This window comes from Variovorax stachyos (assembly GCF_051400855.1).
Classification (GTDB): domain Bacteria; phylum Pseudomonadota; class Gammaproteobacteria; order Burkholderiales; family Burkholderiaceae_C; genus Variovorax.
The window spans coordinates 1-14,848 of the sequence record NZ_JBLFFN010000007.1 but is presented as its reverse complement, the minus strand read 5'-3'; the positions used below and the strand labels follow the sequence as shown (position 1 = coordinate 14,848).

General features: G+C 69.3%; 13 protein-coding genes and 1 pseudogene. 2 read left to right on the top strand and 12 right to left on the bottom strand.

Features of this window, described 5'->3' with window-relative positions; genetic code table 11:
* Window position 1: 1 nt before the first annotated feature.
* The 10 genes and pseudogenes from ACMGEZ_RS14390 to ACMGEZ_RS14345 form a co-directional block, all read right to left on the bottom strand.
* Window positions 2–1,207: a Tm-1-like ATP-binding domain-containing protein gene (locus ACMGEZ_RS14390; RefSeq protein WP_436823277.1), complete on the bottom strand. Its 1,206-nt coding sequence runs from the start codon at window positions 1,205–1,207 to the stop codon at window positions 2–4.
* 579 nt (window positions 1,208–1,786) lie between these two features.
* A pseudogene (locus tag ACMGEZ_RS14385) lies at window positions 1,787–2,290 on the bottom strand (ABC transporter ATP-binding protein); the annotation flags it as partial.
* A complete protein-coding gene (locus ACMGEZ_RS14380; protein ID WP_436822963.1) occupies window positions 2,290–3,111 on the bottom strand; it encodes an ABC transporter ATP-binding protein in 822 nt (273 codons plus the stop codon). The gene ACMGEZ_RS14380 and the pseudogene ACMGEZ_RS14385, both read right to left, overlap by 1 nt.
* A gap of 13 nt (window positions 3,112–3,124) precedes the next feature.
* On the bottom strand, window positions 3,125–4,375 hold the full coding sequence (locus ACMGEZ_RS14375) for an ABC transporter substrate-binding protein (protein WP_436822962.1): 1,251 nt from the start codon (window positions 4,373–4,375) through the stop codon (window positions 3,125–3,127).
* Window positions 4,372–5,511 carry a branched-chain amino acid ABC transporter permease gene (locus tag ACMGEZ_RS14370; protein ID WP_436822961.1) on the bottom strand — a complete coding sequence of 380 codons (1,140 nt, stop codon included), beginning with the start codon at window positions 5,509–5,511 and terminating at the stop codon, window positions 4,372–4,374. The genes ACMGEZ_RS14375 and ACMGEZ_RS14370 overlap by 4 nt, the downstream gene beginning before the upstream one ends.
* Entirely contained in the window at window positions 5,508–6,455 is a 948-nt protein-coding gene (locus tag ACMGEZ_RS14365) for a branched-chain amino acid ABC transporter permease (protein WP_436822960.1), read from the bottom strand. Before ACMGEZ_RS14365 ends, ACMGEZ_RS14370 begins: the two co-directional genes overlap by 4 nt.
* Entirely contained in the window at window positions 6,452–7,735 is a 1,284-nt protein-coding gene (locus tag ACMGEZ_RS14360; RefSeq protein WP_436822959.1) for a metal-dependent hydrolase family protein, read from the bottom strand. Before ACMGEZ_RS14360 ends, ACMGEZ_RS14365 begins: the two co-directional genes overlap by 4 nt.
* Window positions 7,736–7,746: 11 nt before the next feature.
* The gene (locus tag ACMGEZ_RS14355) at window positions 7,747–9,036 is read right to left on the bottom strand and encodes a metal-dependent hydrolase family protein (protein WP_436822958.1); all 1,290 of its coding nucleotides are present in this window, start codon (window positions 9,034–9,036) and stop codon (window positions 7,747–7,749) included.
* Between the two features lie 4 nt (window positions 9,037–9,040).
* A complete protein-coding gene (locus ACMGEZ_RS14350) occupies window positions 9,041–9,838 on the bottom strand; it encodes an alpha/beta fold hydrolase (protein ID WP_436822957.1) in 798 nt (265 codons plus the stop codon).
* Window positions 9,839–9,850: 12 nt separating this feature from the next.
* Window positions 9,851–10,717 carry a fumarylacetoacetate hydrolase family protein gene (locus ACMGEZ_RS14345; protein WP_436822956.1) on the bottom strand — a complete coding sequence of 289 codons (867 nt, stop codon included), beginning with the start codon at window positions 10,715–10,717 and terminating at the stop codon, window positions 9,851–9,853.
* 182 nt (window positions 10,718–10,899) lie between these two features.
* Between ACMGEZ_RS14345 and ACMGEZ_RS14340 the strand changes: the two genes are divergently transcribed.
* Both ACMGEZ_RS14340 and ACMGEZ_RS14335 read left to right on the top strand, forming a co-directional pair.
* Window positions 10,900–11,610: a TetR/AcrR family transcriptional regulator gene (locus tag ACMGEZ_RS14340; protein WP_436822955.1), complete on the top strand. Its 711-nt coding sequence runs from the start codon at window positions 10,900–10,902 to the stop codon at window positions 11,608–11,610.
* 35 nt (window positions 11,611–11,645) lie between these two features.
* Window positions 11,646–12,521 carry an alpha/beta hydrolase gene (locus ACMGEZ_RS14335; protein ID WP_436822954.1) on the top strand — a complete coding sequence of 292 codons (876 nt, stop codon included), beginning with the start codon at window positions 11,646–11,648 and terminating at the stop codon, window positions 12,519–12,521.
* Between the two features lie 41 nt (window positions 12,522–12,562).
* Here ACMGEZ_RS14335 and ACMGEZ_RS14330 read toward each other — a convergent pair whose 3' ends face one another.
* Complete coding sequence (locus ACMGEZ_RS14330) at window positions 12,563–14,074, bottom strand: tripartite tricarboxylate transporter permease (RefSeq protein ID WP_436822953.1); 1,512 nt, start codon at window positions 14,072–14,074, stop codon at window positions 12,563–12,565.
* A 13-nt stretch (window positions 14,075–14,087) separates the two neighbouring features.
* Window positions 14,088–14,576: a tripartite tricarboxylate transporter TctB family protein gene (locus ACMGEZ_RS14325; protein WP_436822952.1), complete on the bottom strand. Its 489-nt coding sequence runs from the start codon at window positions 14,574–14,576 to the stop codon at window positions 14,088–14,090.
* Between the last annotated feature and the right edge of the window lie 272 nt (window positions 14,577–14,848).

Below are 14,848 nucleotides of genomic sequence, written 5' to 3'. Positions count from 1 at the left end.
GTCAGGCGCGTCGTGCGTGGGTGGGGGTGGTCATGGACAGCTCCTGCCAGGCCGCGACCAGCGCATCGGCGAAGGCCTCGTCGTTGATGTGCAGGGGCAGGCGCAGCAGCTTGCGATCGGGTCCGGGCCGGAACGACTGCTCGATGGCGGCGAACAGCGCGCGATCGGCCTCGGGGTCGTGGAAGGGCTGGCCGGGGCGGTCGATGGCCGACACGCCGCCCTCGGGGATCAGGAAGCGCAACGGCCCGCGCATGGCATTGAGCTTGGTGGCGATGAAGGCGCCGATCGCGCGACACTCGTCGGGCGTGGTGCGCATCAGCGTCACGGTCGGGTTGTGGCGGTACAGCTTGCGGGACTTGAAGCGCTCGGGCACGGTGTCCCAGGCGCCGAAGTTCACCATGTCCAGCGCGCCGCAGGAGCCCACGTAGGGCAGGGCGTGGCGCGCGAACGCGTCCATGCGCGTGGGCCCGGCGGACAGCACGCCGCCAGCGATCTCGTCGGCGATCTCGGTCGTCGTGACGTCGATCACGCCGGCGAGCAGGCCGGAGTCCACCAGCTTTTCCATCGACTGGCCGCCGACGCCGGTGGCATGGAAGACCAGGCAGTCGAAGGCCTCCTCCAGGCGCTTGGCAACCCCCTGCACGCAGGGCGTGGTGACGCCGAACATGGTGAGGCCGAGCGCCGGCTTGCTGTCGGCCGAAACGGTGGGCGGATGCGCGATCATCCCCGCCAGCGCATGCGCCGCGTTGGCCAGCACGCGCTCGCTGATGCGATGGATGCCCTGCACGTCGGTGACCGAATACATCATGCAGATGTCGCTCGGCCCCACGTAGGGCCGCGTGTCGCCGCTGGCCATGGTCGAGACCATGACCTTGGGCACGCCGATCGGCAGCGCGCGCATGCCTTGCGTGGCCATCGAGGTGTTCCCGGAGCCGCCGGCCGAGATGATGCCGCCGAGGTCGCGGCGCGTTGCCACGAAGGCCTCGAAGGCCTGGGCCATGGCGGTGGTCGCGCTGCCGCGGTCGCCGCTGAAGACGGCCGCCTCGCCCTGCGGATGGTGGCGCGCTACTTCGCGAGGGTGCACGCTGGCCGGCGAGGTCTTGCCGGAGGTCGAGAGGTCCACCGTGACCACCCGCAGGCCCAGCCGCTCCAGGCATTGGCGCAGGAAGAAGAGCTCGCGGCCTTTGGTGTCGAAGGTGCCGGCGATGTAGGCGGCGCGGGTGCTGCCGGCGGCAACGGGGAAATCGAAGAGCTGTCCGGCTGGGCGGGCCTCGCGCACATCCTCCGGCCCGGTACTTCCTGTCCCGCTCGCGGGGGAGGGCTGGAGTGAGCGCGGGACCGACGGCGCCGCGCGCACGATGTCCACCACGGGCGCCGCCTCGCCGCCCGCGTTCCAGCGCGTGAAGCCGCGCACCCTGCCTGGCGCGACGTTGTCGAGCGAGGGAGCGCCTTCGCCATGGGCTCGGCGCACCGTGTAGACCTGCACCGGCGCGGGACCCTGGGCCTCGGCTTCCCGCCCTGGCGTGGCGGCTTCCTCGTCATGCCCGTTCGAGCGCACGCCCAGCAGGCGCTCCTGCAGCTCGCGATCGCCGGCCAGCTGCGCGGTCGGCATCTGCTGCGTGATGCGTCCGTTGACCATCACGCCGATGCGGTCGGCCACCGAGATCGCGACGCCCAGGTTCTGCTCGATCAGCAGCACCGAGATGCGGCCCTCTGCCGCGAGTGTGCGCAGCGCCTGCGCCACCTGCTCCACGATCACCGGCGCCAGGCCCTCGGTGGGTTCGTCCATCACCAGCAGCCGCGGGTTCAGCAGCAACGCGCGGCCGATCGCCAGCATCTGCTGCTCGCCACCCGAGAGCTGCGCGCCGCCGTGGCCCCGGCGCTCCGCCAGCCGCGGGAACATGGCGTAGATGCGGTCGAGATCGCGCTTGTGGCGGGCGACCAGCCGCAGCGTCTCGTCGACCGTGAGCGAGGGCCATACCCGGCGGCCCTGCGGTACGTAGGCGATGCCGCGCCGCGTGATCTCGTGCGGCGCCAGGCCCAGGATCTCCTCGCCTGCGAGCCGGATGCTGCCGCGCGCCGGCACCAGGCCGGTGATGGCGTTGCACAGCGTGGTCTTGCCCATGCCGTTGCGCCCGACGATGCCGAGCACGCCGCGCTCCAGCGTGAGGCTCACTCCCTGCAGCGCATGCGCGCGGCCGTAGAAGACATCGAGCGCCTCGATGCTCAGCGCCGGCGCGGTCGTGCCCTCCGGGGTGTCGCGTTCGCGGTCGCGGCGGAACCAGGCCATCAGTGCCGGCTCCCCATGTAGATCGCTTGCACCTGCGCGTCGTTCTCGATCTCGGCGGGGCTGCCGGTGCGCAGCGTGCGGCCGTTGTGCATCACGGTGACGCGGTCGACCACGCGCAGGGCGATGTCGAGGTCGTGCTCGATCAGCACGAAGCTCATGTGCGCCGGCAGCGAGCGCAGCAGCACCACCAGTTCGCGGCGCTCGGCCGGCGACAGGCCGGCAGCCGGCTCGTCGAACAGGATCAGGCGCGGCGCGCCGGCCAGCGCCATGCCGATCTCCAGCTGTCGCTGCTGCCCGTGCGCCAGATTGGCGACGCGCTCGTCGGCAATGTGGGAAAGGCGCGCGCGTTCCAGCAGGTCCTGTGTGGCGACGACGGAGGCGTCGCCGGCCCCTGGCCGCCAGCAGCTGAAGCGGCCGTTGGCGACGCCGCGCACCGCGAGGAACAGGTTGTCGCGCACCGTCAGCTCGCGAAACAGCAGCGAGGACTGGTAGGTGCGCCGCAGGCCCTTGCGGATGCGCTCGTAGGGTGGCAGCTCTGTGATGTCCTCGCCGAAGAAATGGATCCGCCCCGCGGTGGGCGGGAAGTCGCCGGTGATGGCGTTGAAGAGCGTGGTCTTGCCGGCGCCGTTGGAGCCGAGCACCGCGTACTTCTGCCCCGCGGCCACCGTGAGCGATACGTCGTCCACCGCCTTCAGCGCGCCGAAGGTGCGCGTCACGCCGCTGAGCACCAGCGCGTCGCCGGTGGCCAGCGGCGCCGGCGCGGCCCGGCCTGGCGCTGTGCGCTGTGCGGGCAGCCGGGCGACGGACGTGACGGAAGCCACCGATGCCTTTCGCTCAGGGGCAGCTGGGCACGTCGCGCGAGCCGATCTTGAACTCTTCCGGGCTCATGCCCAGCAGCTGGTTGACGCCGTCGACCTTGCTGTGCACCTTGTTGAAGAGGTTGCCCTGCGCGTCCTTCACCACTTCCGTGACGAAGGTGGTGCCGATGGCCTGGCGGTTGGCGTCGAGCTTGACGTCGCCGTTGGGCGTCTTCAAGGTCATCGTGGACAGCGCCTCGCGGTATTTGGCCTGGTTGTTCGACAGGTCGCCCTTCACCGCGTCCAGTCCGTCGAGCGCCGCCTTCATATTGACGTAGTAGACGTAGGCGAACAGGCTCGGGCTCGGGAAGCCGCCGGCCGAGACGGGATAGTTCTTCCGGTAGTCGGCGACGAAGGCCTTCCACTCCGGGCCGTCGTAGGCATCGGCCAGCGGCCCGGCCGACAGCGTGCCGACCAGCGAATCGCGGCGCTTGCCCTTGTAGTTCAGCACGTCCTGGCTCACGGTGATCGAGCCGCCGAGAATCGGCTTGTCGCCGCCCGCGTTCTCGTACTGCGTGAGGAAGTTCACCGCGTCGGCGCCGCCGAGCACGACCAGCAGCGCATCGACGTCCTTCGGGATCTTCGCGATCACCGACGAATAGTCCTTTCCGCCCAGCGGCACCCAGGCCTTCTCCGGGACCTTGCCGCCGGCCTTGCAGTACTCGGCCATGAAGCCCTGCACCTGCGAGTAGGGGAAGGCGTAGTCCTCGGCGATCACCATCGTGCGCTTGTAGCCCTTGGCCATCGCGGCCTTGCCCAGGCCCATCATCCATTGCGCGCCCTCCGTGTTGAAACGGAAGAAGTTCGGGCTCGGGTTGACCAGCGTGGTCGCCTGCGCGCCCGAGCCGCCGTTGATGAAGGTGACCTGCGGCTGGGTCTTGGAGTAGTCCTTGACCGCGATACCCTCGCCGCCGGACAGCGGGCCGACCATGATGTCGACCTTGTCCTGCTCCACCAGCTTGCGCGTCGCATTGACGGCCACATCGGGCTTGGCGTCCGAGCTGGCCTTGATGATCTCGATCTTGCGCCCCGCCACCACGCCGCCGCGCTGCTTCACCGCCAGCTCCGCGCCGCGCATGCCGTCCGCGCCGCCGGCCGCGAACGGCCCCTCGAGCGTGGCCAGGAGGCCGATCTTCACCGGCTGGCCCTGCTGCGCCCACGCGCCGCCGGCCAGCGCCGCCAGGGCGGCCGCACCCAACATCGAACGAACCCAGAGTCGCTTGTTCACGGTTGTCTCCTTTGGTTGGAAGTCAAGCCTCGCCTCGGGCCAAAGCGTGCGCGCAGCATCGCCCACAGTCCGAGCAGGCCGTCGGGGGAAAACAGCACGATGGCGAGGAACACGCCGCCGATCACGAGGTTGAAGCGCTCGCGGTCGATCAGGTCGATCGCGAAGGTCTGCAGCAGCACGAAGACGAGCGCGCCGAGGAAGGCGCCGATCGGGCGCCGCATGCCGCCGAGCACCGCGATCACCAGGATGTTGATCAGCCAGGACGTGCCGACCGAGCCCGGCGACATCAGCGCGTTGTACCAGGCGAGCAGGATGCCCCCGACCGCTGCGATCGCGCCGGCCAGCGCATAGGCGGCCACCCGGTGCGCGACGACGTGGAAGCCCAGCGCACGCATGCGCCGCGGGTTGTCGCGGATGCCCTGCAGCGCAATGCCGAAGGGCGTGCGCACGATCCACTGCACCAGCAGGTAGCCGCCGAGCGACCAGGCCAGCGCCAGGAAGTAGAAGGGGGTGGGGGCGCGCCAGTCGATGCCAAGGACCGTCGGGGGCTTCAGCTCGCGCAGGCCCTGGAAGCCGTTGAAGATGCTGTAGTTCTGCAGCACCAGGTAGTAGAAGGCCACGCCGATGGCCAGCGTGATCATGATGGTGTAGATGCCCTCGGTGCGCACCGAGAGCCACCCGATCAGCGTGGCGGCGAGCGTTGCGATGAGGAGCGCGAAGGGCACGGCGGCCCACCACGGCCACCCGAGGCTGATCTCGGCGCTGCTGCTGGTGCCGAGCACCGCGAGCGCATAGCCGGCGATGCCGGCCACCGTCATCTGTGCCAGCGACACCATGCCGCCGTAGCCGGCGAGAAAGGTCAGCGACAGCGCGATCAGCCCCAGCACCAGGGACTGCGCTGCGACCTGGTAGGTCAGGAAGGGCGAGGCGACGAAAGGCAGGACCAGCAGGGCTGCGAGCACGACGATGTGGTGCGGCCCGATGTGGCCGCGCAGCAGGTCGAACCAGCGCCGCGCGGGGCTGGCGGGTTGCGAGGGAGCCATCCTCGCGGGCACGGCCGGCACCGGGCCCAGCGGCAGCGCCGCCGCAGAGGCGCCGCGCACGTTCATCGCCCGCCGCCACTTTGCTGCGCTCATGCCGCCCTCCCCATGATTCCTCGCGGCCGGAAGGCCAGCACCAGGATCAGGATGCCGAAGGTGAAGACCACGCTGTAGGTCGGCGCGTAGGCCAGGCCGTAGGTTTCGGCGAGGCCGAGGATGATCGCGCCGATCGCGGCCCCGACCACGCTGCCCATGCCGCCGACGATCACCACGACCAGCGAGGCGAGCAGCAGCCTGATGTCCTCGCCCGGCACCATCGACAGTTCGACTGCGCCGATCACGCCGCCGAAGCCGGCCAGCCCGGCGCCCAGCATGAAGGTGATCACGAACACGCGGTTCACGTTGACGCCGGCGGCGGAGAGCATCGCGCGGTCGTCCACGCCGGCACGGATCATTGCGCCGACGCGCGTGCGGTTCAGCAGCCACCACAGCCCGAAGCCGATCAGCAGGCCGAAGCCGAGCAGGCTGAGCCGGTAGGCGGAGAACGCGCGGATCAGCGGGATGTCGCGGATCGGCCCCTGCAGCCAGGCCGGCGCTTCCATCTGGTGGACCTGGCCGGTGAAGATCCACAGCAGCACGTCGGCGATCACGATCGACAGGCCGATGGTCACCATCGTCTGGCGCAGCTCCTCGCCCTGCATATGGCGCAGGATCAGCCACTGGATCAGCAGCCCGGCGATGGCCGCCGCGGCGAAGCCGGCCGCCACCGCGAGGATCCACCAGCCGGTGTGGTTCGCGACCACGTAGCCCACGTAGCCGCCGAGCAGGTACAGCGAGCCGTGCGCGAGGTTGACGTTGCGCATGAGCCCGAAGACCAGCGTGAAGCCGCTGGCCACGATGAAATAGAGCGAGGCGAGCGTGATGCCGTTGAGCAGGGTGATCAGGAACAGGCGGGCGTTGTCGAACAGCGCCCAGAGCGAGAACGCGAGGATGGGGCCGCCCACGAGCAGCCACGTCAGCCATCGCGCCCTGTTCGTCATGCGGCGTGCTCCCATGCCCGCTGCTGCGCGATCTCGGGCGCCTTGGCGAACTCGCCGTCCTTCATCACTGCCAGGATGCGCTTCGGATCGCGCAGGATCGAGAGGTTGGCCAGCGGGTCTCCGTCGACCAGCAGCAGGTCGGCCAGGTAGCCGTCCTGGATGATGCCGAGCTCGTCGCCGCGCTTCATGATCTGGCCGCCGTACAGCGTGGCGCAGCGGATCGCCTCCATCGGCGTGAAGCCCAGGTAGCGCACGAAGAACTCCAGGTCGCGCGCGTTCTGGCAATGCGGCGTGAAGGCAAAGCCGTAGTCGCCCCCGGGCAGGACGCGCACGCCGCGCCGGTGCATCGCCTTGAGCGATTCGAGCGCCGCATCCCATTCGATCTGGTAGCCCATCGCCACCGCCTTCTCGTGCGTGATCCCGAAAGGCTCGGCCTCGTGCAGCATGGCGTAGAGGATGGCGATGCCGGGCGCGACGAAGACGCGGTCCTTCGCCGCCTCCAGCATGTCCAGCGTCTCCTCGTCGGTGAAGCTGGCGTGATAGATCACCTCGATGCCGTGGCGCAGCGCCTGCTTGACCGAGGCGGCCGAGCGCGCATGCGCGGTGCCGCGCTTGCCGCGCACGCGGACCTCCTCCATCGCGGCGGCCACCTCGGCATCGCTCATCCAGGTGGTGTCGGCCGGCGAGTCGGGCGTGAAGTTGTCGCCCGAGAGGTTGAGCTTGATCGAATCGACGCCGTACTTGAGGAACATGCGCACGACCTTGCGCATCTCGTCCGCGCAGTTCACGTTGACACCGAAGCTGAACTCGGGGAACGGCAGGTGCGGCAGCGTCTCGTCGCCCAGTCCGCCGGGCACGGTGATCTCCTGGCTCGCCGCCAGGTAGCGCGGGCCGGGAATCTGGCCGGCGTTGATGGCATTGCGGATCACCACGTCCAGCCGCGGCTTGGCGCAGGCGGCGCCGACGCAGGAGGTGAAGCCGGCCTCGAGGTAGCGCCGGGCGACCTTGGCGCACCACAGGACGTGCTCTTCCAGCGGCATGCGCTGGATGGCCGACAGCGTGGCCGCGTCGTTCCACGAGAAGTGCGTATGGGCCTCGCACATGCCCGGCATCAGCGTGGCGCCGGCCCCGTCGACAACCATCGCGCCGCCGGGCGCGATCGGCGCGGTGCTGCGGCCGACCTGGCGGATGCGGTTGCCGCGCACCAGCACGCTGCCGTTGTAGGGGTTCTGGCCCGTGCCGTCGAGGATGCGGACGTTGGTGAAGACGACATCGCTCATGTGTTTCTCCCTCAGGCTGCCCAGCGCGTCATCTGCGCACGCCGCACCGGCGGCGCACGGTGGAACTCGCCGTCCTTCATCACCGCCAGGATCCGCGCCTTGTCCTGCAGCACCGTGATGTCCGCCAGCGGATCGCCGTCGATCAGCAGCAGGTCGGCGAGATAGCCTTCGCGCACATAGCCCAGCACCTTGCCCATGCGCATCATCGGCGCGCCCCACGCGGTGGCCGACAGCAGCGCTTCCATGGTGCTCATGCCCACGTACTTGACGAAGTACTCCAGGTCCTTGGCATTGGTGCCGTGCGGCGTCCACGCGAAGCCGTAGTCGCCACCCGGCAGGATGCGGATTCCCCGCTTGCGCATTGCGCGCATGCTCTCGACGGCGGCCTCGAGCTCGCGGTGGTAGCCCATGCGCCGCGTCACCTCGGGCGTCAGTCCCCATTCGCTGGCGTGGTGGCAGGTGTTGATCAGCCAGGCCAGGCCGGGCGCGATGAAGTGCTCGAACTTGTGCGCCTCGAGCATGTCCAGCGCCTCCTCGTCGGTGAAGCTGGCGTGGTAGATCACCTCGATGCCCTGCTTCACGCACTGCTTGATCGACCAGGTCGAGCGCGCGTGCGCCGCCACCCGCTTGCCCCAGGCCTTGGCTTCCTGCACGCACACCGTGATCTCTTCCTCGGTGAACTGGCTCATCTCGCTGGCCATGCCGGTGATCGACTCGCCCGACAGATTGATCTTCAGGGAATCGACGCCGTACTTGGCGAACATGCGCACGCAGCGGCGCATCTCCTCGGCGCCGCTGACCACCGCGCCGAAGGCGAACTCGGGCTGCGGCAGGTGCGGCTGCGTGGTGTCTCCGAGGCCGCCCGGCACGGTGATCTCCTGGCTGGCGGCGAGGTAGCGCGGGCCGATGATGGTGCCGTCGGCGATGGCGTTGCGAATCACCACGTCCAGCCGAGGCTTGGCGGCCGCGGCGCCGACGCAACTGGTCCAGCCCATGTCGAGATAGCGCTTCGCGACCTCGGCGCACCACAGGATGTGCTCCTCCGGCGGCATGCGCTGGATGGCGTCCAGGCTGGGCTGGTCGTTCCACGAGAAGTGCGTGTGCGCCTCCACCATGCCGGGCATCAGGAAGGCGCCGGCGCCGTCGATGGTTTGCGCGCCCATCACCGGTGCCGCGCGCTGGCCGTAGCCCGTTTTCACGACGCGCGCGATGCGGTTGCCCTGCACCAGCACGTCGCCGGTGAAGGGCGCCTCGCCGCCGCCGTCGAAAACCCGGACATTGGTGAAGAGAACGTCGGCCATGGTTTCAGCTCCTCGCGTTCGCGGCCAGGAAGTCGCGCAGCTCGCGCTGGCATTCGTCGGGGCGCTCGACCGGCGTCCAGTGGCCGCAGCGCGACAGCACCACCACGCGCTTGCGCGCCGTGTTGTGCAGCCGGTCGGCCATGGCGCGGACCGATTGGGGCGGCGCGACGCCGTCCTCGTCGCCGGTGACCAGCAGCACCGGCGCCTCGATGCGCTCCACCGCCGCGGGCTGCGCGCCGGCCAGCGCCTCGCAACTGCGCGCATAGGCTTCGCCCTCCTGCCGCATCAGGCTCTCGCGCACGAAGGCCACGGCGAGCGGCAGGCGATGACGTGTGTCGGCGGAGATGGCGGCCTGGAGCAGGCCCTGCGTGATCTCGTGCATGCCGGCCGTTCCTTCGCGCGCCTTCGCAGCGCGCGCCTTCATCGCCGTGCGCGCGGCGTCGGGCGGCGCAATCAGCGGTCCGAAGAGCGCGAGGCTCGCCGCCAGCTTCGGGTGCCCGGCCGCGATGTGCTGGCAGACGATGGTGCCCATGGAATGCCCCACCCAGTGGGCGCGCGCGACGCCCAGACGCTCGCAGATGCGCAGCAGCACATCGACATAGCGCTCGATCGAGAGCTCGCCCTCGGCGCGCTGCGAGCGGCCGCTGCCGGGCAGGTCCACGCGCAGCACGCGATGGCGTGTCAACGCTGGCATCAGCGGCGTGAAGCTGTTGGAGCTGCCGCCGAGGCCGTGCACGCACACCACCGCCGGGCCTTCGCCTTCCTCTTCCACCGCGACACGGTCGATCAGCTGGAATGACATCGTCGAGCCCGCCTACTCGAACTGGTTCTCGATGACGCCCACGCCATCGATCTCGATGCGCACCACGTCGCCGGACTTCAGCCACTGCGGCGGCGTCTGCCCCATGCCCACGCCGGCCGGCGTGCCGGTGGCGATCACGTCGCCGGGGTAGAGCGTGATGCCGCGCGAGCAGGTCTCGATCAGCGTGGGGATGTCGAAGATCATGTCCCGCGTCCGGCCGTCCTGCCGCAGCGCGCCGTTGACCCAGCCTTGCACGCGCGTGTCGCGGCCGTCGAGCTCGTCGGCCGTGACGATCCACGGGCCCATCGGGCAGAAGGTGTCGAAGCTCTTGCCCAGCTCCCATTGCTGATGGCGCATCTGCACGTCGCGTGCGGTGACGTCGTTGACCACCGTGTAGCCGAACACGTGGTCCATCGCGCGCGAACGCGGGATGTCGCGCCCGCCGCGGCCGATGACCACCGCGAGCTCCGATTCGTAGTCGATCTGAACCGAGGTGGCGGGCGAGGGCAGGCGCACCACGTCGCGCGGGCCGATCACGCATTCGCCCAGCTTGCCGAAGACGATGGGCCAGGGGTCGCTCTGCGGCATGGACTCGCGGAACACGGTGCCGGCGAGTTCGCTGGCATGCGCGCGGTAGTTGCGGCCGACGCAGAACAGGCTGCGCAGCGGGCGCGGCAGCGGCGCGCGCAGCGTGAGGACTTCGACCGGCAGCCGGGCGCCGGAAGGGGAGGGCAGGGGCTCGTTGCGCGCAAGCGCCTGGATCAGGGGGAGCACGCCGAGCGATGCGTCGCGCACGCCCAGCGGCGTGGCCTCGCGGCCGTCGGCCGAGACCATGCCCGCGTGGTCGCGGCCACCCCAACTCCAGCTTGCCAATCGCATCGCCGTTGTCTCCATCTTGTCTCGCGTGTCATGCGCCGCTCGCGCTGCGCCGCCTCGAGATCAGGGAACTGGGAACTGTCGTTTATGAGACTTGCGTCTCAAATCGGGACCGGTGCATCATACGTGCCGAGCTCGGCACTCCACAAGCAAGACAAACCCCTTCCCCACTCCGTACAAACCCCATGACGCGACTGAAGCACAAGCTGAGCGAACCGCCCTTGCCGCCCGAGCGCGGCGTCAGGGCGGCGACCTTCAAGCTGCTGCTCGACACCGCCATGGACATCATCCGGCAGAGCGGCCACATCCCTTCGGTCGCGGAAGCGGCGGCGCGCTCGAAGGTCTCGCGCGCCACTGCGTATCGCTACTTCCCGAGCCGCAGCGCCCTGGTCACCGCGGTCATCGACAGCTCGCTGGGGCCGGTGCGCAAGCTGGCCTCCGACAACCCGAGCGGCCGCGAGCGGGTGCACGAGCTGTTCCTGCAGACCTTCCCGCGCTTCAAGGAATTCGAGGCCCAGCTGCGCGCCGCCGCCCAACTCTCGCTGGAGCAGTGGGGGCTCGAGCGCGCCGGGTTGCTGGAGGAAGAGCCGTACCGGCGCGGCCACCGCGTGCGCATCCTCGAGCATGCGATCGAGCCGCTGGTGCCGCAGCTGCGGCCGGCCGTGCGCAAGCGGCTGCACCATGCCCTGTCGGTGGTCTACGGCATCGAGCCGTACGTGATCCTGAAGGACATCTGGGGCCTGCGCGACCGCGAGGTCGAGCGCACGGCCCTGTGGATGGCCGACGCGCTGATCGATGCGGCGCTGCGCGAGTCGGAGCAGAAGCCGGCGCCGAGCGGCCGCCCGAGGCCGAACGGTGCACGGGTGCCGGCGGCGGCCGCTGCGAAGCGGCGTTGAACGCGGCCGAAGTTCCGCCGGAGTTCTGCCTGAACATGACCGAAGTCACTCCATCCCCTGCCTGGTACGACGCGCAGTACAACAACCGCGCGCGCATTCCCGAGCATCCCGCGATCCTGCAGCACTGGGCCGAGGCCTCGGCCCGCGCCTACGCCCGCCCGGGCTGGGTGCTCGATCTCGCCTACGGCGACGACGCCAGCGAGCGCCTCGATGTGCTGCCTCCCGCGCAGCCCGGCGCGCCCGTGCTGGTCTATATCCACGGTGGCTACTGGCGCGCGCTCGACAAGCGCGACCAGAGCTTCCTGGCGCCGCCCTTCGCGGACGCGGGCGCGATGGTCGTGCTGGCCAACTACGCGCTGTGCCCGGCAGTCACGATCGAGCACATCGTGCTGCAGCTGGTGCGGGCCCTGGCCTGGGTGTATCGGAATGCGCAGGCGCATGGCGGCGATGCGGCCCGCATCGTGGTGGCGGGCCATTCCGCGGGCGGGCACCTTGCGACGATGCTGCTGGCCTGCGACTGGAAAGCCGTGGCGCCGGACTTGCCCGTGGACCTGGTGAAGTCGGCGCTCTCGATCTCGGGCCTGTACGAGCTCGAGCCGCTGCGCCATGCACCCTTCCTGGCCGCGGACATCGGCCTGACCGAGGCGTCGGCCTTGCGGCTCAGCCCTGCGGCCATGCCGGCGCCTTCGCAAGGCGCACTGGTGACAGTGGTCGGCGGCGACGAGAGCGAGGAGTTCCTTCGCCAGGCGGAACTGATCGGACGCGCCTGGGGCCCACGCGTGATTGCGGCGGAACGCGTGCCCGGGCGCAACCACATGGATGTGTTGCACGAATTGGCGGACCCGAGTTCACGGACGCATGGGATGGCCCTCGAGCTGCTGGGATTGAAGGACACGGGGCGCCTCCAATAAAAAGGCCGCCCGAGGGCAGCCTTCGTGGTCTGCAGGCGCGGTCAGTCCTCGACAAACGCCTCCTCCCGCTTCGCCTTGATCGAAGGCAGCAGCACGATCCCCAGCAGCAGCAGCGCCGCAACCAGCAGCCCCGCCGACAGCGGCCGCGAGACGAACACGCTCCAGGTCCCGCGCGACAGCAGCAGCGCGCGCCGCAGGTTCTCTTCCATCATCGGCCCCAGGATGAAGCCCAGCAGCAGCGGCGCCGGCTCGGTGCGCAGCTTGAGGAAGAGGTAGCCGACGAAGCCGAAGATCGCGACCATCCAGACATCGAAGGTGTTGTTGTTGGTCGAGTAGACGCCGATCGCGCAGAACAGCACGATGGCCGGGAAGAGCCAGCGGTAGGGAATGGACAGCAGCTTGATCCAGATGCCGATCAGCGGCAGGTTCAGGATGATCAGCATCAGGTTGCCGATCCACATCGAGGCGATCAGGCCCCAGAAGAGCTCGGGGTTGCTGGTCATCACCTGCGGGCCGGGCTGGATGTTGTGGATGGTCATCGCGCCCACCATCAACGCCATCACGGCGTTGGGCGGGATGCCCAGCGTCAGCAGCGGGATGAAGGAGGTCTGCGCGCCGGCGTTGTTGGCCGACTCGGGAGAGGCCACGCCGCGGATGTTGCCCTTGCCGAACGCGACCTCGCCGGGGCGCATCTTGATCTTCTTCTCCAGCGCATAGGCCGCAAAGGCCGCCAGCAGCGCGCCGCCCCCGGGCAGGATGCCCAGCGCCGAGCCCAGCGTGGTGCCGCGCAGCACCGCGGGCGCCATGTTCTTGAAGTCTTCCTTGGTCGGCCACAGGCCCTTGACCTTGGAGGTGAACACCTCGCGCTCGTCGTCCGGCTGCGAGAGGTTGCCGATGATCTCGCCGTAGCCGAACACGCCCATGGCGATCACCACGAAGCCGATGCCGTCGGTCAGCTCCGGGATGTCGAAGCTGAAGCGCGCAACGCCCGAATTCACGTCGGTGCCGACGATGCCCAGCAGCAGGCCCAGCACGATCATCGCCACGGCCTTGAGCAGCGAGCCGGAGGCCAGCACCACGGCGCCGATCAGGCCCAGCACCATCAGCGAGAAGTACTCGGCCGGGCCGAACTTGAAGGCCAGCTCGGTCAGCGGCGGCGCGAAGGCGGCCAGGATCAGCGTGCCCACGCAGCCCGCGAAGAAGGAGCCCAGGCCGGCCGCCGCGAGCGCGGGCCCTGCGCGTCCCTGGCGGGCCATCTGGTAGCCGTCGATGCAGGTCACCACCGACGACGATTCGCCCGGCAGGTTGACCAGGATGGCGGTGGTCGAGCCGCCGTACTGCGCCCCGTAGTAGATGCCCGCGAGCATGATCAGCGCCGACACCGGCGGCAGCGCGTAGGTGGCCGGCAGCAGCATCGCGATGGTCGCCACCGGGCCGATGCCGGGCAGCACGCCGATCAGCGTGCCGAGAACGCAGCCGATCAGGCAGTACAGCAGGTTGGTGAAGGTAAAGGCGACGCCGAAGCCGGTCGCCAGGTTGTGGATCAGGTCCATGGCGCGTTCGTCCTCAGCCTGAAATGAAGGTCGGCCAGACCTGGATCTGCAGCTTGAGCGCCCAGATGAAGGCCACGTAGCTGCCCACCGCCAGGATGGTGGCGAGGACCAGCACGTCGCGCAGCTTGAAGTGCGCGCCGGCCATGCTGGAGATGATCGTGAGCGCGTAGATCGCGATGATCATGCCCATGGCCGGCAGGCCGATGGAGGGCAGTCCGCCGAGCAGCACGCCGAAGGCGAGGTTGGCACCGAGCACGTAGGTGAGCGGCTTCCACGCCCACTTGCCGATCTTCTCGCCGTCGGCTGTTTCGATGACCAGGGCCTGGAACATGATGCCGGCGCCGAGAAGTGCCAGCAGGATGCCCAGCATGAGCGGGAAATAGCCGGGGCCCATGCGGGCGCCGTCTCCGATGTTGTAGCTGGTGGAGCCGATGGCGAAGCCTCCTCCGACTACGGCGAACATGACTCCTGAATAGAAGTCGGCCTGACTCTTGATGCGCATTGTCTCGATCCTCGTTGTGAACGGATCGAGGGTCGTTGGGGGAGGCTGACGGCTGGCTGACCGGTGCTGTACGGACTTCCACGTAGCGGGCTCGGCTTGCTCTCCCTCTCCCTCTTCCTCTTCCTCCGGGGGAGAGGTGGGGTGGGGTGGGGGCAGTTGTTCGGTCGATTTCGAACGTTGCTGTTGTATTGAGGCCGGAGCCGGGATTTCGCCCCGGCGGGCGAGTTACTTTCTTTGTCTCGCCAAAGAAAGTAACCAAAGAAAGGCGACCC